This window comes from Rubellimicrobium roseum, from assembly GCF_006152145.1.
Taxonomy (GTDB): domain Bacteria; phylum Pseudomonadota; class Alphaproteobacteria; order Rhodobacterales; family Rhodobacteraceae; genus Rubellimicrobium; species Rubellimicrobium roseum.
In genome coordinates this window covers 54,317-75,035 of the sequence record NZ_VDFV01000014.1, presented here as the reverse complement: position 1 = coordinate 75,035, position 20,719 = coordinate 54,317, and the positions used below count along the sequence as shown (strand labels likewise).

At 70.7% G+C, this 20,719-nt stretch carries 26 protein-coding genes and 1 tRNA gene; 18 read left to right on the top strand and 9 right to left on the bottom strand.

Annotation, left to right across the window (positions count from 1 at the left end; all coding sequences use genetic code 11):
* Positions 1-81: 81 nt before the first annotated feature.
* Positions 82-1,128 carry an ABC transporter substrate-binding protein gene (locus tag FHG71_RS11835; protein ID WP_139081891.1) on the top strand — a complete coding sequence of 349 codons (1,047 nt, stop codon included), beginning with the start codon at positions 82-84 and terminating at the stop codon, positions 1,126-1,128.
* A 622-nt stretch (positions 1,129-1,750) separates the two neighbouring features.
* Positions 1,751-2,257 carry a hypothetical protein gene (locus FHG71_RS11830; protein WP_139081890.1) on the top strand — a complete coding sequence of 169 codons (507 nt, stop codon included), beginning with the start codon at positions 1,751-1,753 and terminating at the stop codon, positions 2,255-2,257.
* A 6-nt stretch (positions 2,258-2,263) separates the two neighbouring features.
* On the opposite strand, the gene speB is transcribed toward FHG71_RS11830, so the two are convergent.
* The gene (speB, locus tag FHG71_RS11825) at positions 2,264-3,232 is read right to left on the bottom strand and encodes an agmatinase (RefSeq protein WP_139081889.1); all 969 of its coding nucleotides are present in this window, start codon (positions 3,230-3,232) and stop codon (positions 2,264-2,266) included.
* A gap of 3 nt (positions 3,233-3,235) precedes the next feature.
* Entirely contained in the window at positions 3,236-4,396 is a 1,161-nt protein-coding gene (locus FHG71_RS11820) for a M20 aminoacylase family protein (RefSeq protein WP_139081888.1), read from the bottom strand.
* A 70-nt stretch (positions 4,397-4,466) separates the two neighbouring features.
* Here FHG71_RS11820 and mazG point away from each other — a divergent pair, with 70 nt between their 5' ends.
* The 3 genes from mazG (at position 4,467) to FHG71_RS11805 (ending at position 6,892) form a co-directional block, all read left to right on the top strand.
* A complete protein-coding gene (gene mazG, locus FHG71_RS11815; protein ID WP_139081887.1) occupies positions 4,467-5,267 on the top strand; it encodes a nucleoside triphosphate pyrophosphohydrolase in 801 nt (266 codons plus the stop codon).
* Between the two features lie 88 nt (positions 5,268-5,355).
* Complete coding sequence (locus tag FHG71_RS11810; protein WP_139081886.1) at positions 5,356-6,360, top strand: Fe(3+) ABC transporter substrate-binding protein; 1,005 nt, start codon at positions 5,356-5,358, stop codon at positions 6,358-6,360.
* Between the two features lie 70 nt (positions 6,361-6,430).
* Positions 6,431-6,892: a hypothetical protein gene (locus tag FHG71_RS11805; RefSeq protein WP_139081885.1), complete on the top strand. Its 462-nt coding sequence runs from the start codon at positions 6,431-6,433 to the stop codon at positions 6,890-6,892.
* A gap of 33 nt (positions 6,893-6,925) precedes the next feature.
* Here FHG71_RS11805 and FHG71_RS11800 read toward each other — a convergent pair whose 3' ends face one another.
* The gene (locus tag FHG71_RS11800) at positions 6,926-8,749 is read right to left on the bottom strand and encodes an ABC-F family ATP-binding cassette domain-containing protein (protein WP_139081884.1); all 1,824 of its coding nucleotides are present in this window, start codon (positions 8,747-8,749) and stop codon (positions 6,926-6,928) included.
* Between the two features lie 110 nt (positions 8,750-8,859).
* Between FHG71_RS11800 and msrB the strand changes: the two genes are divergently transcribed.
* Complete coding sequence (gene msrB, locus FHG71_RS11795) at positions 8,860-9,264, top strand: peptide-methionine (R)-S-oxide reductase MsrB (RefSeq protein ID WP_139081883.1); 405 nt, start codon at positions 8,860-8,862, stop codon at positions 9,262-9,264.
* A 3-nt stretch (positions 9,265-9,267) separates the two neighbouring features.
* On the opposite strand, the gene FHG71_RS23545 is transcribed toward msrB, so the two are convergent.
* The 3 genes from FHG71_RS23545 to FHG71_RS11785 all read right to left on the bottom strand — a co-directional run bounded on the left by FHG71_RS23545 (position 9,268) and on the right by FHG71_RS11785 (position 10,197).
* On the bottom strand, positions 9,268-9,408 hold the full coding sequence (locus FHG71_RS23545; RefSeq protein ID WP_176559396.1) for a hypothetical protein: 141 nt from the start codon (positions 9,406-9,408) through the stop codon (positions 9,268-9,270).
* 115 nt (positions 9,409-9,523) lie between these two features.
* The gene (locus FHG71_RS11790) at positions 9,524-9,745 is read right to left on the bottom strand and encodes an amino acid transporter (RefSeq protein WP_139081882.1); all 222 of its coding nucleotides are present in this window, start codon (positions 9,743-9,745) and stop codon (positions 9,524-9,526) included.
* Positions 9,742-10,197: an outer membrane protein assembly factor BamE gene (locus FHG71_RS11785; protein WP_139081881.1), complete on the bottom strand. Its 456-nt coding sequence runs from the start codon at positions 10,195-10,197 to the stop codon at positions 9,742-9,744. The genes FHG71_RS11790 and FHG71_RS11785 overlap by 4 nt, the downstream gene beginning before the upstream one ends.
* 83 nt (positions 10,198-10,280) lie before the next feature.
* On the opposite strand from FHG71_RS11785, the gene FHG71_RS11780 reads away from it, so the two are divergent.
* From FHG71_RS11780 to FHG71_RS11750, 7 genes are all read left to right on the top strand, one after another.
* Positions 10,281-10,820, top strand: a complete 540-nt coding sequence (locus FHG71_RS11780) for a YceD family protein (RefSeq protein WP_139081880.1) — start codon at positions 10,281-10,283, stop codon at positions 10,818-10,820.
* Positions 10,821-10,982: 162 nt separating this feature from the next.
* Complete coding sequence (gene rpmF, locus FHG71_RS11775) at positions 10,983-11,186, top strand: 50S ribosomal protein L32 (RefSeq protein ID WP_139081879.1); 204 nt, start codon at positions 10,983-10,985, stop codon at positions 11,184-11,186.
* A 23-nt stretch (positions 11,187-11,209) separates the two neighbouring features.
* On the top strand, positions 11,210-12,340 hold the full coding sequence (gene plsX, locus FHG71_RS11770) for a phosphate acyltransferase PlsX (protein WP_139081878.1): 1,131 nt from the start codon (positions 11,210-11,212) through the stop codon (positions 12,338-12,340).
* Positions 12,341-13,312, top strand: a complete 972-nt coding sequence (locus FHG71_RS11765) for a beta-ketoacyl-ACP synthase III (protein ID WP_139081877.1) — start codon at positions 12,341-12,343, stop codon at positions 13,310-13,312.
* Between the two features lie 79 nt (positions 13,313-13,391).
* On the top strand, positions 13,392-13,694 hold the full coding sequence (gene ihfA, locus FHG71_RS11760) for an integration host factor subunit alpha (RefSeq protein ID WP_139081876.1): 303 nt from the start codon (positions 13,392-13,394) through the stop codon (positions 13,692-13,694).
* Between the two features lie 4 nt (positions 13,695-13,698).
* Positions 13,699-14,379 carry a MerR family transcriptional regulator gene (locus FHG71_RS11755; RefSeq protein WP_139081875.1) on the top strand — a complete coding sequence of 227 codons (681 nt, stop codon included), beginning with the start codon at positions 13,699-13,701 and terminating at the stop codon, positions 14,377-14,379.
* Between the two features lie 53 nt (positions 14,380-14,432).
* Positions 14,433-14,509 (top strand) — tRNA-Pro (locus FHG71_RS11750).
* 21 nt (positions 14,510-14,530) lie between these two features.
* Here the strand turns inward: FHG71_RS11750 and FHG71_RS11745 are convergent.
* Complete coding sequence (locus FHG71_RS11745; RefSeq protein ID WP_139081874.1) at positions 14,531-14,914, bottom strand: VOC family protein; 384 nt, start codon at positions 14,912-14,914, stop codon at positions 14,531-14,533.
* A 134-nt stretch (positions 14,915-15,048) separates the two neighbouring features.
* Between FHG71_RS11745 and FHG71_RS11740 the strand changes: the two genes are divergently transcribed.
* The 4 genes from FHG71_RS11740 (at position 15,049) to FHG71_RS11725 (ending at position 17,721) form a co-directional block, all read left to right on the top strand.
* On the top strand, positions 15,049-16,116 hold the full coding sequence (locus FHG71_RS11740) for a 2'-deoxycytidine 5'-triphosphate deaminase (RefSeq protein WP_246045434.1): 1,068 nt from the start codon (positions 15,049-15,051) through the stop codon (positions 16,114-16,116).
* A gap of 62 nt (positions 16,117-16,178) precedes the next feature.
* Entirely contained in the window at positions 16,179-16,421 is a 243-nt protein-coding gene (locus FHG71_RS11735; protein WP_139081872.1) for a BolA/IbaG family iron-sulfur metabolism protein, read from the top strand.
* Positions 16,422-16,431: 10 nt separating this feature from the next.
* Positions 16,432-16,803 (top strand): Grx4 family monothiol glutaredoxin, encoded by a 372-nt coding sequence (gene grxD, locus FHG71_RS11730; protein WP_139081871.1) that lies wholly within the window; start codon positions 16,432-16,434, stop codon positions 16,801-16,803.
* A gap of 219 nt (positions 16,804-17,022) precedes the next feature.
* Positions 17,023-17,721, top strand: a complete 699-nt coding sequence (locus FHG71_RS11725; RefSeq protein WP_139081870.1) for a hypothetical protein — start codon at positions 17,023-17,025, stop codon at positions 17,719-17,721.
* 6 nt (positions 17,722-17,727) lie between these two features.
* Here FHG71_RS11725 and FHG71_RS11720 read toward each other — a convergent pair whose 3' ends face one another.
* Together FHG71_RS11720 and FHG71_RS11715 are read right to left on the bottom strand one after the other, a co-directional pair.
* The gene (locus FHG71_RS11720) at positions 17,728-18,156 is read right to left on the bottom strand and encodes a cell division protein ZapA (protein WP_139081869.1); all 429 of its coding nucleotides are present in this window, start codon (positions 18,154-18,156) and stop codon (positions 17,728-17,730) included.
* A complete protein-coding gene (locus FHG71_RS11715; protein ID WP_139081868.1) occupies positions 18,156-18,503 on the bottom strand; it encodes a hypothetical protein in 348 nt (115 codons plus the stop codon). The genes FHG71_RS11720 and FHG71_RS11715 overlap by 1 nt, the downstream gene beginning before the upstream one ends.
* A 203-nt stretch (positions 18,504-18,706) precedes the next feature.
* On the opposite strand from FHG71_RS11715, the gene tkt reads away from it, so the two are divergent.
* Positions 18,707-20,716, top strand: a complete 2,010-nt coding sequence (tkt, locus tag FHG71_RS11710) for a transketolase (protein ID WP_139081867.1) — start codon at positions 18,707-18,709, stop codon at positions 20,714-20,716.
* Positions 20,717-20,719: the final 3 nt, after the last annotated feature.

The following is a 20,719-nucleotide window of genomic DNA, read 5'->3' as shown; positions in this document are numbered from 1 at the left end:
CTCCGCTTGGCCTTGAAGGGGTGGCCGGGGGCCCATAACCTCGGGGCTGACCGCAACATCGTCCAACGGGAGACACGACCGATGAAGCATGCCGCCCTTCTGGGTGCCGCCTCGCTCTGTGCCGTCGCCTTGGGGTCCGTGGCTCGCGCGCAGGACGCCGAGCTGACGGTCCTCGACTATCCGGGCTTCGAGACGCCCGATTTCCACCAGCCCTACGTCGAGGCGCACGGCGCCTCGCCCACCTTCTCGTTCTTCGGGGACGAGGAGGAGGCGTTCCAGAAGGTCCAGGCCGGCTTCCAAGCCGACGTGGCGCATATCTGCTCGGGCTCCGTGAACAAGTGGCGCGAGTCGGGCCTGATCGAGCCCTGGGACACGTCGAAGATCACCGACTTCGCCAGCCTCGACGCCAACCTGACGGGGCAGTCGGTCGCCGGCGAGGGCGAGACCTTCTTCATTCCCACCGACTGGGGCACCACGGCCATCGCCTACAACCCCGACGAGGTCCCGGCCGAGGACGTGGCCACGCTGGAGGTCTTCCGGAACCCGGCCTATGCCGGCCGGATCGCCCTGCCCGACAACGTCGACGACGCTTGGGCTCTGGCCTATCTCGCCACCGGCGTGACCGACTGGACCAACGCCACCGACGAGCAGTTCGAGGCCGCCGCCAACTGGCTGCGCGAGGTGCACCCGAACCTGCGCACCTACTGGACCGACCCGGCCGAGCTCGCGCAGCTCATGTCCACGGGCGAGGTCCTGGTTTCCTGGGCCTGGAACGAGACCTATCCCACCATGAAGGCGGAAGGCCGCCCCATCGGCTTCCAGCGCGAGCCCGAGCAGGGGTCGTCCGTCTGGCTCTGCGGCATGGTCAACCTGGTCAACGGGCCGGGCAACGAGGACAAGGCCTACGACTACGTGAACGCCTTCCTGGCGCCCGCGACCGCGCCGGTGCTGGTCGAGGCCGGCTGGGGCAGCGCCAACACCAAGGGCATGGAAGGCATCGGCGACGAGACGCTGACCGAGTCGGGCCTCGGCACCGTGGAGGCCCCGATCTTCGCCCAGCTTCCCATCTCCATCGAGTCGCGCGAGCGCCACGCCCAGACCTTCGAGGAGATCAAGGCGGGCTTCTGAGGCACGAGGCCGGGGCGCGCGGCGTCCCGGCCCGCCCTCTCGGGCGGCGCGCACCCCTGCGCCGCCCCATGCCATGGACTGGACGGGCGATGCGCCGCGAAACGGGCGCGGTTCGGCGGCGTGAGGCATGGCGGACATGGACGGGCTCCTGGGCATGACGGGCCGAGGATGCCGGAACAGGGGTTAACGGTTTCTGACAGCACCGAACGGTGCCCTGCCCTTTTGCGCAACACCCCCATGCGGCGCGCGACCCGGCCCATGCGGTTGGGCAGGGCATGATGGTCATTTCATGACGCAAATGGGGGCGCCGCGTGACACACCCGCCTCAGGACCACGGCAGAACTGATGCATATCCATCATCCGGCTGAGGTGCCTTCGTCAGGCGGCCGTCACGGATCCGTGATAACTCAAATCTGCTGAGATATGGCCTGCCTTCCGGAGCGGTGTCGGGGAGCCGGTTTGAGGGGGCCGCCCTCGGCTGGTCCCGCAAGGCATGACGAAATCCTCTCAAGGTGTTGCGGCCTTGCGCGGGCGGGGCCAAGGACCGGCACCCGGCGATGGACCACCTTTGGAGCGGCTTCTAAAGCACGCCCATCGCGCAACTTTCCGAGGAGTGGCGAGCATGGCCTATGAGATCATCATGTTCGATGCCGAGGCGGCACCCGACACGGCGGCCGGGTTCTCGGACTGGGTCCGCGCCCAGACGACATGGGACGAGAGCGGCGACCAGCCCGCCTGCCTCGACCCCAAGACCACGTCGCCCCGCGTGCGCGACTGGTTCATGGAGATTCTCCGCCCCTTTCCGCCGCTGCACGGCCCTTATGCCCTGCCCGGCTGGCACGACAAGCCGGGGGCCACGGACTACTTCTTCGCCTCGGGCCTCGCCTTGGCCGAGTTCCCGTCCGACATGAACGAGGACGCCTTCCAGAAATGCATGGAGCTGGCGCAGAAGCACCGGCTGGGGCTCTACGACGCCGGCAGCCTGGGCGAGGTCTGGATGCCGCGCGAGGGCGAGCTGCACACCGTCGCCCTGACGGTGGGCCACGTCGTCACGCCGCGCAAGGAGAAGGAGGAGGCCGGGGGCGGCCTTCTCGGGCGCATCGGCGGGCGGCTCTTCGGGCGGCGCTGAGGGCGCCTAGCCCTCCTTGCCGAGCCGCCGCCAGCCGTAGAGGCACATGATCTCGGTCGCGACATGGGCGCCGGCGATGGCCGTGGCGCCCGTGGTGTCGTAGGGGGGCGAGACCTCGACCACGTCGCCGCCCACGACGTTCATCCCCGCCATCGCCCGCAGGATCGCGGCGGCCTGCCAGGAGTGCAGCCCGCCCCAGACCGGCGTGCCGGTGCCGGGCGCGAAGGCGGGGTCGAGCGCGTCGATGTCGAAGGTGACGTAGGCGGGCGCGTCGCCGACGATGCGGCGGATCTGCTCGGCCACCGCGTCGGGCCCTTCCTCGTGGACCGAGCGGGCGTCGATCATGGGCATCCCGAGCCGGTCATGGGTCACCGTGCGGATGCCGATCTGGACCGACCGGGCGGGATCGACGAGGCCGAGCTTCACGGCCTTGTAGAGGAAGGTGCCGTGGTCGATCCGCTCCATGTCGTCGTCGGGCCAGAGGTCGCTGTGGGCGTCGAACTGGACCACCGACAGCGGGCCGTATGTTTCGGCATAGGCGCGCAGGATCGGCAGGGTGATGAAGTGGTCGCCCCCCAGCGTCACGGTGCCCACCCCCTGCGCGAGGATCTCGGCCACGCGCGCGGTGAGCGCGGGCGGGAAGTCCCAGGTCCGGGCGTAGTCGAAGGGCAGGTCGCCCGTGTCGACGACCGTCATCTCGGACAGGGGGTCGAAGGGCCAGCCATAGGGCGGGTCATAGGGCTGGAGGGTGGACGCCTCGCGGATGGCGCGGGGCCCGAAGCGCGAACCGGGGCGGTGCGTCACCGCCTGGTCGAAGGGCACGCCAAGAATTGCGAGGTCCGCGCCCGCCACGTCTTTGGTGTAGCGTCGGCGCAGGAAGCTCGTGGCCCCGCCGAAGGCGTTCTCGAAGGCGAGGCCCCTCCCCTCGCCGGTGAACGCGCGGTCCACCTGCGACTTGGCGTCCTCTAGTCCCATGTCTCACTCCGTCAGTGGAAGCGCCCGCTCGATCAGGCGGGCGAAGGTGCTGGCGCCCACCGGCAGGGCGCGGTCGTCGAAGTCGAAGGCCGGATGGTGGCACATCGGCGTGTCGCCGTTGCCCAGGAACAGGAAGGCGCCGGGCCGGGCCTCGAGCATGAAGGAGAAGTCCTCGGCTCCCATCTCGGGCACCATGGCGGTGTCGACGCGGCCCGCGACCTCGCGCGCGACCTCGGCGGCGAAGGCGGTGCGGTCGGGGTCGTTCACGGTGGGCGGATAGCCCTCGATGATGTCGATCTGCGCGCCCAGGTCGAAGGCGGCCGCGTGGCCGTGCACGATCTCCTCCAGGCGGCGGCGCGCGAGGGCGTGGAGCGCCTTGTCGTAGCTGCGGATCGTGCCGCTGACCATCGCCTCCTCGGGGATGACGTTGTAGGCGCTGCCGGCGTGGACCTGCGTGACCGAGACCACGAGCTGCTTCATGGGGTCGGCGTTGCGGCTGGCGATGGTCTGGAGCGCCCCCACCAGCGCGCAGGCGCCGGGGATCGGGTCGGTGGCGTCGTGCGGATAGGCGGCGTGGCCGCCCCTGCCCCGCAGCGTGATCGAAAAATCGTCCACGGCGGCCATGATCGGGCCGGGGGTGGTCGCGAACTCGCCCAGGGGCGTGCCGGGGGCGATGTGCATGGCATAGACCTGCTGCACGGCGAAGCGGTCGAGCACGCCTTCCTGCACCATGACCTGCCCGCCGCCGCCCTGCTCCTCGGCGGGCTGGAACAGGAGGACGGCGGTCCCAGCGAAGTTGCGCGTCTCGGCGAGGTAACGGGCCGCGCCCAGGAGCATCGCGGTGTGGCCGTCGTGGCCGCAGGCATGGGCGCGGCCGGGGATCTCGGAGGCGTAGGGGGCGCCGGACAGGTCCTCCATCGGCAGAGCGTCCATGTCGGCGCGCAGGCCGATGGCGGGGCCCTTGGCCCGCCCGTGGATGAGGGCGACGATGCCGGACGTGGCGATGCCCTCGTGGATCTCGTCCACGCCGAATTCACGCAGGCGGGCAGCGACGAAGGCGGCGGTCTCGGGCAGGTCGAAGCCCAGCTCGGGGCGGCGGTGGATGTGGTGCCGCCAAGCGGCCATGTCGTCGGCGAAGGCGCTGATGCGGTTGACGACGGGCATGGGTGGACTCCGAAGGGCGCGCCGTGGGAGGACGGCGGCGACAGCTACCCATGGCTTGGGGGAAACCGCAATGGCCGACGCCGCAACCGAGATGAACCGCCTTCTGGAGATCATGGCCCGGCTGCGCGACCCGGAGACGGGCTGCGCCTGGGACGTGGAGCAGACCTTTTCCACCATCGCGCCCTATACGATCGAGGAGGCCTACGAGGTCGCGGACGCGATCCAGAAGGGTGACCTCCAGGGCCTTCGGGGCGAGCTGGGGGACCTGCTGTTCCAGTCGGTGTTCCATGCGCGCATGGCCGAGGAAGCGGGGCTCTTCGATTTCGCGGACGTGGCGAAGGGCATCGCGGACAAGATGGTCAAGCGGCACCCCCACGTCTTCGGCGATGCCCGGACCCGCACCGCCGAAGAGCAGACCACCGCCTGGGAGGCGCAGAAGGCGTCCGAGCGGGGCGGCGAGGGGATGAAGCGGGTGCTCGACGGGGTGGCGCTGGCCCTTCCGGCGCTCAAGCGCGCCGAGAAGCTCCAGAACCGGGCGGCGCGCGTGGGCTTCGACTGGCCCGACGTGGGGCCGGTGCTGGACAAGCTCCAGGAGGAGGCGCGCGAGCTGGTGGAGGCGCGGGACGAGGGCGCGGACCGGGTCGAGGAGGAGATGGGCGATCTCCTGTTCGTCTGCGCCAACCTCGCGCGGCATCTGGGCGTGGACCCCGAGGCGGCGCTGCGCCGCGCGAATGCCAAGTTCGAGCGCCGCTTCGCCGCCATCGAGGACGCGCTGGCCACGCGGGGCAAGGTCCCGGCCGAGAGCACGCTGGAGGAGATGGACGCGCTCTGGGACGAGGTCCGGGCGGCGGACAAGCGCCGCACCGGCTGACACCTTGTTGAGCTTTCCTGTCGAGTATTGACCTGAGAAAAATAGTCGGGTTCAAAACGGCCCCAAGAGCCAACCCCATGGAGCCACGATGACCCTGCGCACCTTCCTTCTCGCTTCCGTCGCGAGCGCCGTCGCGCTGCCCGCTCTCGCGGACGTCAACGTCTATACCACCCGCCAGCCCGAGCTGATCCAGCCGGTGATCGACGCCTTTACGGCCGAGACGGGGATCGCGGTGAACCTCGCCTTCGTCGAGGAGGGGATCGTGGAGCGCCTGAGGGCCGAGGGCGAGCGGTCGCCCGCGGATCTCGTGATGACGGTGGACATCGCCAACCTCAAGCAGATCGTGGACGCCGGCGTGACCCAGCCCGTCGACAATGCCGTGCTGGAGGAGGCCATCCCGGCCGAGCTGCGCGACCCGAACGGCCTGTGGTTCGCGCTGACCAGCCGCGCGCGCGTCGTCTACGCCTCCCAAGAGCGCGTGGCCGAGGGCGAGGTCACGACCTACGAGGACCTCGCCGATCCGAAGTGGCAGGGCCGCATCTGCACGCGGTCGGGGATGCACAATTACAACCTCGCGCTCCTGTCGGCGGTGATCGCGCACCACGGAGAGGACTACGCACGCACCTGGGCCGAGGGCGTGAAGGCGAACCTCGCCAAGAAGCCCGAGGGCGGAGACCGCGACCAGGTCCTGTCCATCTGGCAGGGCGAATGCGACATCTCGCTCGGCAACACCTATTACATGGGCCAGATGCTCAAGAGCGACGAGCAGCGCGAGGCGGCCGAGTCCGTCCGCATCGAGTTCCCGGTCTTCGAGAACGGCGGCACCCATGTCAACGTGTCGGGCATCGCCATGACGACCTCCGCCCCGAACAAGGAAGAGGCGCTGCAGCTCATGGAGTTCCTCGTCTCGCCCGAGGCGCAGGCGATCTACGCCGAGCGGAACAACGAATATCCCGTGCGGCCTGACGCCCAAGTGTCCGAGCTCGTGGCCTCCTGGGGGCCCGTCACGCCCGACACGATCGGTCTGACCGACGTCGCGGGGCACCGCGCCGCCGCGCTGCGGATCATGGAAGAGGTCAACTTCGACGGCTGACCTGCCAGGACGGTTGATCGGCCGTCACGGCCGGCGCAGGCTCCGGGGAGAGATCCCCGGAGCCTTTGTCATGCGCGCCCTGCCCTTCCTTCTCCTGCCCCTCGCGGCCGAGGCCCAGATCGCGGCGGGCCCGCTGGCCGAGACCCACTTCGCCCGCAATTTCTGCTGGGAACGGAGCCTGGACGAGCGGACGCTCGCGGCGGACCCCGCGCAACCCATCCGCCGCATCGCGCTCGGGCGCGAGCCTCTGGGCCAGTCCCGGCGGCTGGGGGTGACCCTGATGGAGGTGAGCGCCGTGCTGCGCGACGGCAGCGGGGACGCCGAGGCGCTGGCCGCCTGCCAGCCCGGCGAGACGGGGCTCGACTGCCGGTTGCGCGATGGGTCGGGCGGCTTCGGGCTGGAAGCCCAGGGCGACGAACTGGTTCTGACGATAGGCCCCGTGGGCCTGAGCCTCCCCGGCCGCCGCGGGGAGGTGCGGATCGAGCCCGCCGAGGGCGAGGTTGGCACGTTCCGGCTGCGGCGCTGCGGTTGAGCGGCTGGCGAGGGTGGGGCGCGACGGACGCCCCTACCCTTCGGCCTTCTCCGCGAGCAGGAGCCATTCCTCCTCGGCCGCCTCCAGCGCCGCCTGACGCTGGGACAGCATCTCGCTCGCCTTGCGGAACTTCACCGGCTCGCGGGTGAACAGCTCGGGGTCGGCGAGGAGGTTGCCTAGGCGGTCGATCTCTTCCGTGATGCGGTCGATCTCGGCCGGGAGCGCGTCGAGGCGGTGCTTCTCGGTGAAGCTGAGGCCGTTGCGGCGGGGCGCGGGGGCGGCAGCGGCGGGCTTCTCCGGCGCCCTGGCGGCCGGGGCGGCGGTCGCCTCGGCGCGATGACCGAGCGGCTGGCCCCCGCGCTGGGCCATCATGTCGGTCCAGCCGCCGGCGTAGGGGATCGCCCGGCCGTCGCCCTCCATGGCGATGGTCAGGGTCGCCACCCGGTCGAGGAAGTCACGGTCGTGGCTGACGAGGATCACGGTGCCGTCGTAGTCGCCCAGAACCTCCTGCAGGAGGTCCAGCGTCTCGATGTCGAGGTCGTTGGTCGGCTCGTCGAGCACGAGGAGATTCGAGGGCTTGGCCATGATGCGCGCGAGCAGGAGCCGCGCCTTCTCCCCGCCCGAGAGCGACTTGATCGGCGCGCGGGCCTGCGCCTCCTGGAACAGGAAATCCTTGAGATAGGCCACGACATGCTTGGGCGTGCCCCGCACCATCACCTGGTCGGAGCGTCCGGCGCGCAGGTCGGGGTCGCCCGCCAGCGCGTCCCAGAGCGTCGTCTCGGGGTCGAGCGCGGAGCGGGTCTGGTCGAGCACGGCGATCTCGAGGTTCGTGCCGTGGGTCACGGTCCCCGCGTCGGGCGCGATCTGCCCGAGGAGGAGCTTGACCAGCGTGGTCTTGCCCGCGCCGTTGGGGCCCACGAGCGCGAGGCGGTCGCCGCGCTGCACCGTCAGGTCGAGGCTGCGCACGATGGGCCGGTCGCCAAAGGACTTGGCGAGGCCCTTGGCGAGGATCACCCGCTTGCCCGAGGTCGGGCCCGATTCCATCGCGAGCGCCGCCGTGCCCTGCCGGCGGATTTGGTCGCGCCGCTCCTGCCGCAGCCCTTCGAGCGCGCGGACGCGGCCCATGTTGCGCTTGCGCCGGGCCGAGATGCCCTCGACCGCCCATTTCGCCTCGACCTTGATCTTCTGGTCGAGCTTGTGGCGGGCGGCGTCCTCGTCGTCCCAAACCTGGTCGCGCCAGGCCTCGAAGTTGCCGAAGCCCCGATCCTGGCGGCGCACCTCGCCCCGGTCGATCCAGAGCGTGCCGCGCGTGAGGTTCCGCAGCACCGCGCGGTCGTGGGAGATCAGGACGAAGGCCGAGCGTGTCGTCGAAAGCTGCGATTCCAGCCATTCGATCGCGGCGATGTCGAGGTGGTTCGTGGGCTCGTCGAGGAGCATCAGCTCCGGTGCCTCGGCCATGAGGCGGGCGAGCGCCGCGCGGCGGCGCTCTCCGCCCGAGGCTTTCTGCGTGTCGCGGGACGGGTCGAAGCCCAGCCCCTCGGCGGCCATCGCCACGCGGTAGTCTTCGCCGGGCGGGAGGCCTGCGCTGGCGTAATCGCCCAGCGTAGCGAAAGCCGACAGGTCCGGGTCCTGCTCCATGTAGCCCACGCGGGTGCCGGGCGCGGTGGCGCGCAGGCCGCGGTCGGCCTCCACGAGGCCCGCCATGACCTTCATGAGCGTGGACTTGCCCGAGCCGTTGCGGCCCACGAGGGCGATGCGGTCGCCCTCCTGCACGGCCAGGGACAGGCCGTCGAAGACGGGATCGCCGCCGAAGGTGAGGGAGATGTCGGACAGTTGGAGAAGGGGTGCGCGCGCCATGGCGGCGACCTAGGGGGCGCGGGGCGCGGCGTCAACCGCAGGCGCCCGGCCCTTGGTCGGGCGGGCTCCGCCGCCTACATCGGCAGCGAACCGATGCGAAGGGGCACGACATGGACAAGATCACCAAGACCGACGAGGAATGGCGCAAGGAACTGTCGCCCGAGGCTTATCGCGTCACGCGGCAGCACGGGACCGAGCGGGCCTTCTCGCATCCCGGCTTCCCCAAGGGCGAGGGCACCTTCCGCTGCGTGGCCTGCGGGGAGCCGCTCTTCGATTCTGAGACGAAGTACGAGAGCGGGTCGGGCTGGCCGTCCTTCTGGCAGCCCATCGACGGCGTGCAGAGCCAGGCCGTCGAGGAGACGGTGGACCGCAGCCACGGCATGACGCGGACCGAGGTCCACTGCGCGCGCTGCGAGGCGCATCTGGGCCACGTCTTTCCCGACGGGCCGAAGCCCACGGGCCTGCGTTACTGCATCAACGGCGCGGCGCTGTCCTTCGAGCCGGAGAAGGATTGACGCTCAGCCCTTGGTCGCGCGGCGGCGTTCGAGGCGCCGCGCGACCCGAACCTGGACGGCGGCGATCAGCAGGCCGAGCGCAAGGGACGCCGCCATGGCCAGGGGGATCAGCAGGAGCCCGAGGACGAGGGCTGGAACCCCCATCACTCCGCCGGGTGATGGGGCGGCTTCTCGGGGCGGGTGGCGAGCCAGTAGGCCCAGGCACCGACGAGCAGCGCCCCGACCGGGGTCATCATGAAGGCGACGAACTGCATCGTGGTCATGGCGTGAGCCCTCGCAGGATCTGGCGCGCCACGAAATGTAGGACGGCGGAGGCCAGGATGCAAATTGCGACGGCCACGAACAGAAGGGGCGTGGCGCCGCGGTCGCCGTAGAAGGCCGCGATCAGCGGGGCCACGCCGCCGACCGCCATGAGGGCGATGGCCACTCCGTTGAGGTAGTTCGCCGTGAGCTTGGACTGCTCGTTGCGGACGAGGCTCACTCGGCGTCGTCACCGCCCAGCAGGGTTCCGGCGTCGAAGCGGCCCACGTTGCCGAGAAGCTGGTTGATGAAGGTGCGGTCGGCGAAGACCTCGGCCGTGGTGCGGCGCGTGAGCGGCACGACGCGACCCTGCTCCAGCCCGAAGCGCTCGATGTTGCCGAGCCGGCCGTCGGGCAGGAAGGAGATGGCGAGCACCTGCCGGTCCACCTCCTCGGGGGCGCGATAGCCCAGCCGTTCGAAGCGGCTCTGGACGTAGTAGAGCGTGGCGTCGTTCACGAGCCCCGTGGTCGTCGGACGGCCGACGGCGGCGATGACCTCGTCACGCGTGTCCACGCCGACCTGAAGGCCGGCCAGCGCCGACTCGGGCGGGACGTAGCCGTGGTTCTGCACCAGCGGCGCACAGGCCCCCAGGCCGAGCATCACCACCACGGCCCAGGCCGAACCCCTCCGCATCAATGCCCCCCTTGCCTTGTCCTTGAACGCCTCATATCGCGGCTTAGGGCATGGAGCGAGCCCCTTCAAGAAAGGATGCGCCCGTGAGCGACCCCACCCCCCTTCCACGTCACGTCCTTCGCCTCGCCGAAGGCAACCAGCGGCAGGCGGTCCCCTTTTCGCTGGAGCCCGACGCCGGCGCGCGCGCCGCGGTGGCGGCCGAGCTGGGCATCCCGGCCGTGAAGAAGCTGCGTTTCACGGGCCGGCTCGTGCCGCAGGGGCGGCAGGACTGGCGGCTGATGGCCGAGCTGGGCGCGACCGTGGTGCAGGACTGCGTGGTGACGCTGGCCCCGGTGACCAGCCGGATCGACGAGCCGGTGGAGCGGCTCTACGCCGCCGACTTCTTGGACCCCGAGGCGACCGAGGCCGAGATGCCCGAGGACGACGTGGAGCCGCTGCCCGCCTCGCTCGACCTCGGGGAGGTGATGCTGGAGGCGCTGGCGCTGGCGCTGCCGCCCTATCCGCGCGCCGAGGGAGTCGAGCTGGGCGAGACGGTCGTCACCGAGCCCGGCGCCGAGCCCCTGACCGAGGAGAAGGCCAAGCCCTTCGCCGCGCTCCGCGACGCCTTCCGCCCCAAGGAATGATGCAAGGAAGGGTTGCGGATCGCGGGATATCCGCTATGTTCGCGACCTTCCGTCGAGGCTCGACAATCCGGCGGGGAAGGCTTATTGCCGCCCCCGGAAAGCGAGTTGTCGCTTAACATTCACAAAGGGCCATGGGCCCCGCCAGATTACCGAGGTTGTGACATGGCCGTCCCGCAGAACAAAGTCTCCAAGTCCCGCCGCAACCAGCGTCGCGCGCACGACTTCCTCGTCGCCGCGAACCCCAACGAATGCGGCAACTGCGGCGAGCTGAAGCGCCCGCACCACGTCTGCCCGTCCTGCGGCCACTACGACTCGAAGGAAGTCGTGGCGGTGAACGCCGCCCTCGTCGACGAGGACGCGGCCTGATCGGCTGACATCACGGCCCCGCGATGACCGACCCCCGATCCTCCAGCGGGACCGAGCCGCCGCGCGCCGCCGGCCTGGTCCTGTCGCTGGACGCGATGGGCGGCGACAAGGGGCCACAGGTCGTCGTCGAGGGACTCGGGCGGTTCCTGGGCAAGCAGCCCGACGCCCGTGTCCTCCTTCACGGCCCCGAGGCGGTGCTGCGGCCACTGGTCGCGCCGTTCGGGGAGCGCGTGCGCGTGGTCCACGCGCCCGACTCGGTCGCGATGACCGACAAGCCGTCGCAGGTGATGCGTAACGGCAAGGACACCTCCATGTGGTCGGCCATCGACGCCGTGCGCGATGGCGAGGCGCAGGCGGTCGTGTCCTGCGGCAACACCGGCGCGCTGATGGCGCTGTCGATGCTGCGGCTTCGCAAGATCCCCGGCGTCAACCGCCCCGCCATCGCCTGTCTCTGGCCCTCGCTCAACCCGACGAACTTCAACGTCATGCTGGACGTGGGCGCCGACATCCGCGCGGATGCCGAGGACCTTGTGCTCTATGCTCTCATGGGCACCACCTACGCGCGGCAGGGCTTGGGAGTCACGCGGCCGCGCGTCGGGCTGCTCAACGTCGGCACCGAGGAGCACAAGGGTCGGCAGGAACTGAAGGACGCGCACGAGCTGATCGAGCAGGCCGCCCCCAAGGGCGAGTTCGAGTTCGTGGGCTTCGTCGAGGGCGGCGACATCCCCTCGAACCGCGTGGACGTGATCGTGACGGACGGCTTCACGGGGAACGTCGCGCTCAAGACCGGCGAAGGAACGGCGACGCTGATCTCGACGCTGCTGCGCGAGGCCTTCGCGCGCGGGCCCCTGAGCAGGATGGCGGGGCTTCTCGCCCTGCCCTCGCTCCAGCAGTTCCGCAAGCGGGTCGACCCTCGGCGGGTGAACGGCGGCGTGTTCCTGGGGCTTAACGGCACCGTCATCAAGAGCCATGGCTCGGCCGATGCCACGGGCGTCGCGGCGGCGCTGGGGCTCGCGCACAAGCTCGGGACGGCGGGCTTCGCGGGGCGGCTGGCGGCGCGGGTTGCGTCGGCGGTCGCGCTGGCTCAGGATGAGGTCCTTGCGGACGGAGGGACCACCTCCGCCGACGGCGCCGAAGCGCCGAAGGAGCGGTAGATGACGATCAGGGCGACCGTGACCGGGGTGGGGCATTACCTGCCCGAGCGGGTGGTGCCGAACGCCGAGTTCGAGGCAACGCTGGAGACCACGGACGAGTGGATCCGCGAGCGGACGGGCATCGAGCGGCGGCATTTCGCGGCCCCCGGCGAGACGACTTCGGACATGGGCGCGCGCGCCGCGCGGGCGGCATTGGCCATGGCGGGGCGCGAGCCGTCGGAGATCGACGCCATCATCGTCGCCACCTCGACGCCGGACCTCACCTTCCCTTCGGCCGCGACCATGGTGCAGAAGGCCCTCGGCATGAGCGGGGGCTTCGCCTTCGACGTGCAGGCCGTCTGCGCGGGCTTCGTCTATGCGCTCACCACCGCCGACGCACTGATGCGGGCGGGCACGGCAAAGCGCGTGCTGGTCATCGGGGCCGAGACCTTCTCCAAGATCCTCGACTGGACGGACCGGACGACCTGCGTGCTGTTCGGCGACGGCGCAGGGGCGGTGCTGCTGGAAGCCGTCGAGACGGACGGGGCGCCCGCCGATCGCGGCGTGCTGGCGACCGACCTCCATTCGGACGGCACCTTCAAGGACCTCCTCTACGTCAATGGCGGCATCTCGACCGGAACGGCGGGCGTGCTGAAGATGGAGGGCAAGGAGGTATTCCGCCATGCCGTCTCCAAGCTCGCCCAGACCGCCGAGGCGGCGCTGGAGCGGGCGGGGCTTTCCGGCGCGGACGTGGACTGGATCGTGCCGCATCAGGCCAACCTGCGCATCATCAAGGCGACCGCCCAGAAAATGGGCGTCCCGATGGATCGCGTCGTCGTCACCGTGCAGGATCACGGCAACACCTCGGCCGCCTCGATTCCGCTGGCCCTGTCGGTGGGCGTGGAACGCGGGCAGATCAAGAGCGGCGACCTCGTCGTGATGGAGGCCATCGGCGGCGGCCTGGCCTGGGGCTCGGTCGTCCTGCGCTGGTGACGCCGGGGATCACAGGCCCGCGATTGACCCCGTGATTCCCCTGCCCTAATCTGGTCCCCACAACCGGGGGGCAACGGGCATGTCGGAAAAGACCTTGACGCGCATGGACTTGGCCGACGCCGTCCATCATGAGGTGGGGCTGTCGCGCAATGACAGCGCCGCCCTGGTCGAGGCGGTGCTGACCCACATCTCCGATGCCCTCGTGCGGGGCGAGACGGTCAAGATCTCGTCCTTCGGGACGTTCTCCGTCCGCGAGAAGGCGGCGCGAGTCGGCCGCAACCCCAAGACCGGCGAGGAGGTGCCCATCCACCCCCGTCGCGTCCTGAGCTTCCGTTCCTCCCACCTGATGAAGGACCGTATCGCCCATGGCAACCGGAGCTAGGCCGGTGGCGAAGTCCCCGGACGCCTTTCGCACGATCAGCGAGGTCGCGGCACTTCTCGAAACCCCGGCCCATGTGCTGCGCTTCTGGGAATCGAAGTTCACCCAGATCAAGCCGGTCAAGGGCGCGGGCGGGCGGCGCTACTTCCGTCCCGACGACATCGCCCTCTTGGGGGGCATCAAGGTTCTGCTTTACGAGCAGGACATGCGGATCAGCGGCGTCCAGAAGCTCCTGCGGGAGCGGGGCCCCCGCTACGTCGCGGGCCTGTCGGCGCTGCCTTGGACCCCCGACGGCACGGACGGCACGGACGAGGCGCCCCCTCCGGACTGCGAGGTCGATGAGCCCCAGTCTGATCCGGTGATCGTTGGCCCCTGGCTTGGCGCTGCGCCCGAGGAGACGCTCGACGAGCGTAGCCCCGAGGCGGACGAGGCGCCACAACTCGGCGTCATGGCCGAGTTCGTCCTGGGCACGCTGTCGCGGCTCGCGGCCTCGGAGGCCGAACCGGAGAAGGAGGCGGACGAGCCCGCCCCGCCAGCTACCAAGGACTCCGAGAGCCAGGTCTCCCGCCTGCGCGACGCGCTTTCGCGCGCCGATCCCCAACGCCTGCGCGAGCGCGCACCCCGTCTGGCGCCGCTGGTGGCTCGCCTGGTGGCCCTGCGCGAGGCGTCGTCGGGTCAAGCGGGATAACCGCTCGACCCCTCTTGCCCCCGGCGCGTGAATCGGTCAGAAGGCCCCCATGTCGGGCTATAGCGCAGTCTGGTAGCGCGTCCGTCTGGGGGGCGGGAGGTCGCAGGTTCAAGTCCTGCTAGCCCGACCATCATCCTCCCCCAGCGATCCTTCAGTGAGGCACCTGCCGCACCGAGAGGGTCGCATGCAGGGCGAGGGTGCGACCCTCGTCATCCTCGAAATATGCTACCCATTCCTCGGCACCGTCAGGCCGACGCTCGCGCAGTTCGGGCGGCCCCTGGAAGGCGACACCTTGCCGGCTCAGGACCTCGTGCGCCGACAGGATGTCGGCCACCCCGAAGTACAGCAGGTCGGCGGCCTCGCGCCGCCCCGTCTCGCGCAAGATCAGACGGGCGCCGGGCAACGCGAAGCAGGCCACGCTGGGGCGGACCAGCAGTTCAGGAAGGCCCAGTCGGTCGCGCAGGAAGCTCCGCGCCCGATCGAGCGCCTCGACGGGTCGCAGCACCACCTCGTCCGATCCCAGCCGATCCACCATGACGCCTCCTCCGGTCCCCGTCATCATCGGGCCGCCGCGTGATCCTGGCAACAGACCGGTACCTCGGGCGCCCATCCCCTTGACAGATGGGCCTGCGGTCCGCGACGTCGACCCTGCCAGCAAGGGAGGGCCGCGTGGGCGTGCTGCCAAGCCAGCGCCTGCGCGCGCTGATCGCCGAAGATGTCATCGCGGCCGAGCCTGCCCTTGGACAGGGGCAGGTCCAGCCGGCGTCCGTCGACCTGCGGCTGGGATCTTTCGCCGTGCGGGTACGGGCCTCGTTCCTGGCCGGGCGCGGCCGGACGGTGGAGGAGCGGCTTCCGGATTTCGAGATGCACCGCTTCGACCTCGCCCCCGGCGCGGTGCTGGAGAAGGGCTGCGTCTACCTCGTCCCCTTGATGGAGCGGTTGGCCCTGCCTCCGGAGCTGGACGGAGCGGCGAACGCCAAGTCTTCGACCGGGCGGCTCGACCTCCTCACGCGGACGATCTGCGACGGCGGCGTGGAGTTCGACCGCATCCCGCCCGGCTACCAAGGGCCGCTCTGGGCCGAGATCTGCCCGCGCTCCTTCAGCGTGCTGGTGCGGCCGGGGATGCGGCTCAACCAGCTTCGATTGCGCGAGGGCGAGGCCCGGCTCTCGGACGGTGACCTGCGCGCGCTGCACGCCCGCGTGCCCCTCGTGCAGGGCGCCGAGGGCGTGATCGACGACGGGCTCGGGTTCTCGGTGGACCTCGCTGGGTCCGGCCGCGTGGGCTGGCGCGCCAAGCCCCACGCAGGGGTGATCGACCTCGACCGGCTCGGGCACTACGCCCCCCGCGCCTTCTGGGAGGAGATCCATGCCGAGGAGGGGCGCATCATCCTCGATCCCGGCGCCTTCTACATCCTGATGAGCCGCGAGGCGGTGACGATCCCGCCGAACCATGCCGCTGAGATGGCGCCGTATCTCGCCATGGTGGGCGAGTTCCGGGTCCACTACGCGGGCTTCTTCGATCCGGGCTTCGGTCACGGGGACCACGGCGCGGGCTCGCGCGGGGTGCTGGAGGTCCGCTGCCACGAGGCACCCTTCGCGCTGGAGCACGGGCAGGTGGTGGGCCGGCTCCTCTACGAGCGGATGACGGCGGTGCCCGACGCGCTCTACGGAGCGGGCATCGCCTCCAACTACCAGGGCCAGGGTCTCAAGCTCTCCAAGCACTTCGCCGAGCCCTGACCCCGCCTTGCGGGGCCGGTCCCGCCCTCCTAGATTGAACCTGCAACGCGAGGACACGACCCATGGCCATGCAAGCCCAGGATATAGAGAACCTGATCCGCGCGGCCTTTCCCAAGGCCCGCATCGCGATCACCGACCTCGCGGGGGACGGCAACCATTACGCCGCCGAGGTGGTCGACGAAAGCTTCCGTGGCATGAACCGCGTCCAGCAGCAGCGCGCCGTGTATGCCGCGCTCAAGGGCCGCATGGACGGTCCGAACGGGGAGCTGCATGCCCTCGCCCTGACCACCAAGGCTCCCGATTGAGGATTCTCCCATGACCACCGCGACCACCGCGCAGGATCAGATCCGCGACACCATCACCAAGAACGACGTCGTGCTCTTCATGAAGGGCACCAAGGCCATGCCGCAATGCGGCTTCTCCTCGCGCGTGGCGGGGGTGCTGAACTACATGGGCGTCGACTACCAGGACGTGAACGTGCTCTCGGACCCCGAGGTCCGGCAGGGGATCAAGGACTTCTCCGACTGGCCGACCATCCCGCAGCTCTACGTCAAGGGCGAGTTCGTGGGCGGCTGCGACATCGTCACCGAGATGACCCTGTCGGGCGAGCTCGACGCGCTCTTCGACCAGAAGGGCGTGACCTACGACAAGGCCAAAGCCGAGGAGATCCGCGCCGCCAACGCCTGACGTCGGGGCGCCAACGGCTTGGCCTATCTGCAACAGTTCGGGGCGGTCCGCGACGGCGGGCCGCCCTTTTTCTAGGCGGTGCCCGCAAGGGCGTGGTTAGCTGATCCGGACTGCTGCCACAGCGGACAGGACGGACCATTTGCGACACCGACCCTCGCCTCCGCCGCGCGGCGCCGGCCGGCTTGCGGCCGGGTGGCGGGGCCCGGCTGGATCGGAGCCATGTCGCTTCTCCTGAACGTCATCCTGTCTCTGGCCTTCGTGGGCGCGCTGGGCGGGGCCGTGCAGTACTGGCGCGTCCAGGTCGACGCTGCGCGGCGCGACGCGTTGCAGGCGATGGCCGCGCGGCGCGGATGGGCGCTGACCGTCACCGGCACGACGCTGGGGCGGGCCGGGACGCTGCGGCTGGTGCCGCGCGGCGGCCATCCCTGGGTGCTGGAGGTGCGCCCCGGCGCCGGGCCCGAGCGTGGGCCGGTGACCGACTACGAATCCGACGAGCCGCGCTGGGCCGAGGGCACGCTGGTCCTGGTGGCCGCGCGGCTGGACCACCTGGTGGAGGCGCCCTCTGCCGGCTCCGACCCGATCGAGGGCACACCGGGGCGGCTCCGGCACGAGCAGGCCCTGCGCGACCTTTTGGGCCGGGACCTCGCGCGGCTAGCGGCGACGCTGCCGCAGCAAGAGGCCCCGGAGGGCGTGACCGTCTTCGCCGAGGGGCCCCTCGCCCGTCGGCTCGACCTTCAGGACCTCGCTCGCGCCCTTCAGGCTTGGACGCCCGTGGCCAAGGGGCCTCGGGGGGTGCCAATACTGGTGCTTTCGCCCGAGGGAATGCGGCTTCGCCTTCGCCACCCCGTCCAGCGCGCCGACCGGATGGAGCGCTTCGTGGACCTGGCCCTCGACCTCGCGCGGCTGATCGGGCCCTGAACGGGCTCAGGCCGCCGGGGTGGGAGGCTCGGGCAAGAGCTGGGTCACGGCATGGGCCAGGCCCTCGGCCTCATCGGCGATCTCCGTGAACATCCGGCGCACCTCGGCGGGGATGACTGGCACCTCGATGCGCACCTCGACGGGAACCTCGACGGGCACCTCGATCCGGGGGGGACCGGCGGCGATGCGCGCCTCCAGTTGCGCGACCTTGGCCTCGGCCTCGCGCAGGCGCTCCTCCAGGCCCAGGGTCTTGTCGGCGAGCAGAAGCCCCGCCATCAGCAGCATCCGCGCCTCGGGCATGCGCCCGATCTGCTCGGACAGGGCCGAGGCCTCGGTGTCCAGCATCTGCGCGGCCGAGTGGAGGAAGGGCTCCTCGCCGGGCTGGCAGGCGACCTCGAAGCTGCGCCCGCCGACGGAGATCTCGACCTGCGGCATCATTGCGCCTCCTCGACCAAGGGGATGAGCTCGGAGAGCACGGCGTCGACCTCGGCCCGCTCGGCCTCCTGCGCGGCGCGCAGCGCCTGCACCTGGGCACGCAGACGCTCGACCTCCTCCTCGAGGGAGAGGCGCTGGGTCTCTCGCTCGCGCAGGGCGCGCACCCGTTCGCGAAGCTGGGCGTTGGCGACGCGCTCCTCCTCGATCTCGCCGCGCAGCCGCTCGTTGTCGGCGGCCAGGGCGGCGCGGGCCGCCAGCGCCTCGGCGCCGCCCGCGATCCCCTCGAAGGCGGCGACGATGCGCCGTCGCGCCTCCAGAAGGTCCCCCAGATCGGCCTGCTCGTTCATGCGTCCCTCGCCTCGTCCTTGGGCTTCGTCCAGCGCCCGGTCCGGGGCCGTCGTCGCCTGCGCGCGTTCGGGCCTCAGCCTAGGGGAATCCCGCGCGGGCCGCAATCGCGCGAGTTCCTTTACCCCGAAGGACTTGGAGGCCGCGCTTGATCTTGGCCCTCACGTCGCCCATTAAGGCCCCGCCCCTGGAGGAGAGACACAGCATGGACATCGCGAGCCTGCGAAACGCCCATTTCGAGCACTGGCGGCTGGCGGCCGCGATCCGCACCCTGACGCTGGACGCCGTGGCGGCGGCGAACTCGGGCCATTCGGGGATGCCCATGGGCATGGCCGACGTGGCCACGGTGCTGTTCGACAAGCACCTCCGCTTCGACCCCAAGGCACCCTTCTGGCCCGACCGCGACCGCTTCGTCCTGTCGGCCGGGCACGGGTCGATGCTGCTCTACTCGCTCCTCTACCTCACCGGCTATCCGGACATGACGCTGGAGCAGGTGAAGAACTTTCGTCAGTGGGACTCGCGCACCCCCGGCCATCCGGAGGTGCACCACACCGCGGGTGTGGAGACGACCACCGGCCCGCTGGGCCAGGGCATCGCCAACTCCGTGGGCTTCGCCATCGCCGAGGAGGCGCTGCGCGCCCGCTTCGGAGCCAAGGTGATGGACCACCACACCTACGTCATCGCCGGGGACGGCTGCCTGATGGAAGGGGTGAGCCAGGAGGCGATCGCGCTCGCCGGGCGGCAGCAGTTGTCGCGGCTGATCGTGCTGTTCGACGACAACGGGATCACCATCGATGGCAAGGTGTCCATCGCCGACGCCACCGACCAGGGGGCGCGCTTCGCGGCTTCGGGCTGGCACGTGCAGGCCATCGACGGCCATGACCCGGCCGCCATCGACGCCGCCCTTACCGCGGCCAAGGCCGATCCGCGCCCCTCGATGATCGCCTGCAAGACCCACATCGCGCTGGGCTCGGCGGCGCAGGACACCGCCAAGGGCCACGGCGCGCTGACCGACGCCAAGCTGATCGCCGACACGCGCGAGGTCTATGGCTGGGAGCATGGCGCCTTCGACATCCCCGCCGACATCAAGGCCCGCTGGGAAGCCATGGGCCAACGCGGCGCGCAGGCGCGGGCCGAGTGGGAAGCCCGCCTCGCCGCCCTGCCCGCCGCCCGTCAGAACGAGTTCCGCCGCGTGGCCGAGGGCGAGCCCCCGCGCAAGCTCGCGGGCGCGATCCGCGACGTGAAGAAGGCCGCGATCGGAGGCAAGGCGGTCGCCACCCGCAAGTCCTCCGAGATCGTGCTGGAGGCGGTCAACGCCGTGATGCCCGAAACGCTGGGGGGCTCGGCGGACCTGACGGGATCGAACAACACCCTCACCAAGGACCTCGGCATCTTCGGGCCCGAGAACCGCAAGGGCCGCTACATCCACTACGGCATCCGCGAGCACGGCATGGCCGCCGCGATGAACGGCATGGCGCTGCACGGGGGCGTGCTGCCCTATGGCGGCACCTTCATGTGCTTCGCCGATTATTGCCGCCCCTCGGTGCGGCTTTCGGCGCTGATGGGCGCGCGGGTGGTCTATGTCTTCACCCACGACTCCATCGGCCTGGGTGAGGACGGCCCCACGCACCAGCCGGTCGAGCATCTGGCCATGCTGCGCGCCACGCCCAACCTGCGCGTCTTCCGCCCCGCCGACACGGTCGAGACGGCCGAGGCCTGGGAGCTGGCGCTGACCCTGCCCGGCCCCTCGGTGCTGGCGCTGTCGCGGCAGAACCTGAAGCCTGTGCGGACCGAGCACACGAACAGGAACCTCTCCGCGCAGGGCGCCTATGTGCTGGCCGAGGCCACGGGCAAGCGGCAGGTCGTGCTGATGGCCACGGGCTCCGAGGTCGAGATCGCGGTGGCCGCGCGCGCGCAACTCGAGGCGCAGGGCGTGGGCACGCGCGTCGTGTCGATCCCGTCCATGGAGCTGTTCTCCCAAGCCGACGAGAAGCTGCGCCGCCGCGTCCTAGCCCCCGGCGCGGTGCGGATCGCCATCGAGGCCGGCGTGCGCCAGCCCTGGGACCGCTGGCTCCTGGGCGACGGCGGGCGCGAGGCCAAGGCGGGCTTCGTCGGAATGTCCAGCTTCGGCGCCTCGGCCCCGGCCGAGGTGCTTTACGAGAAGTTCGGCATCACCGCCGGCAACGTGGTCCAGCAGGCGCTCGCGCGTCTCTGACGC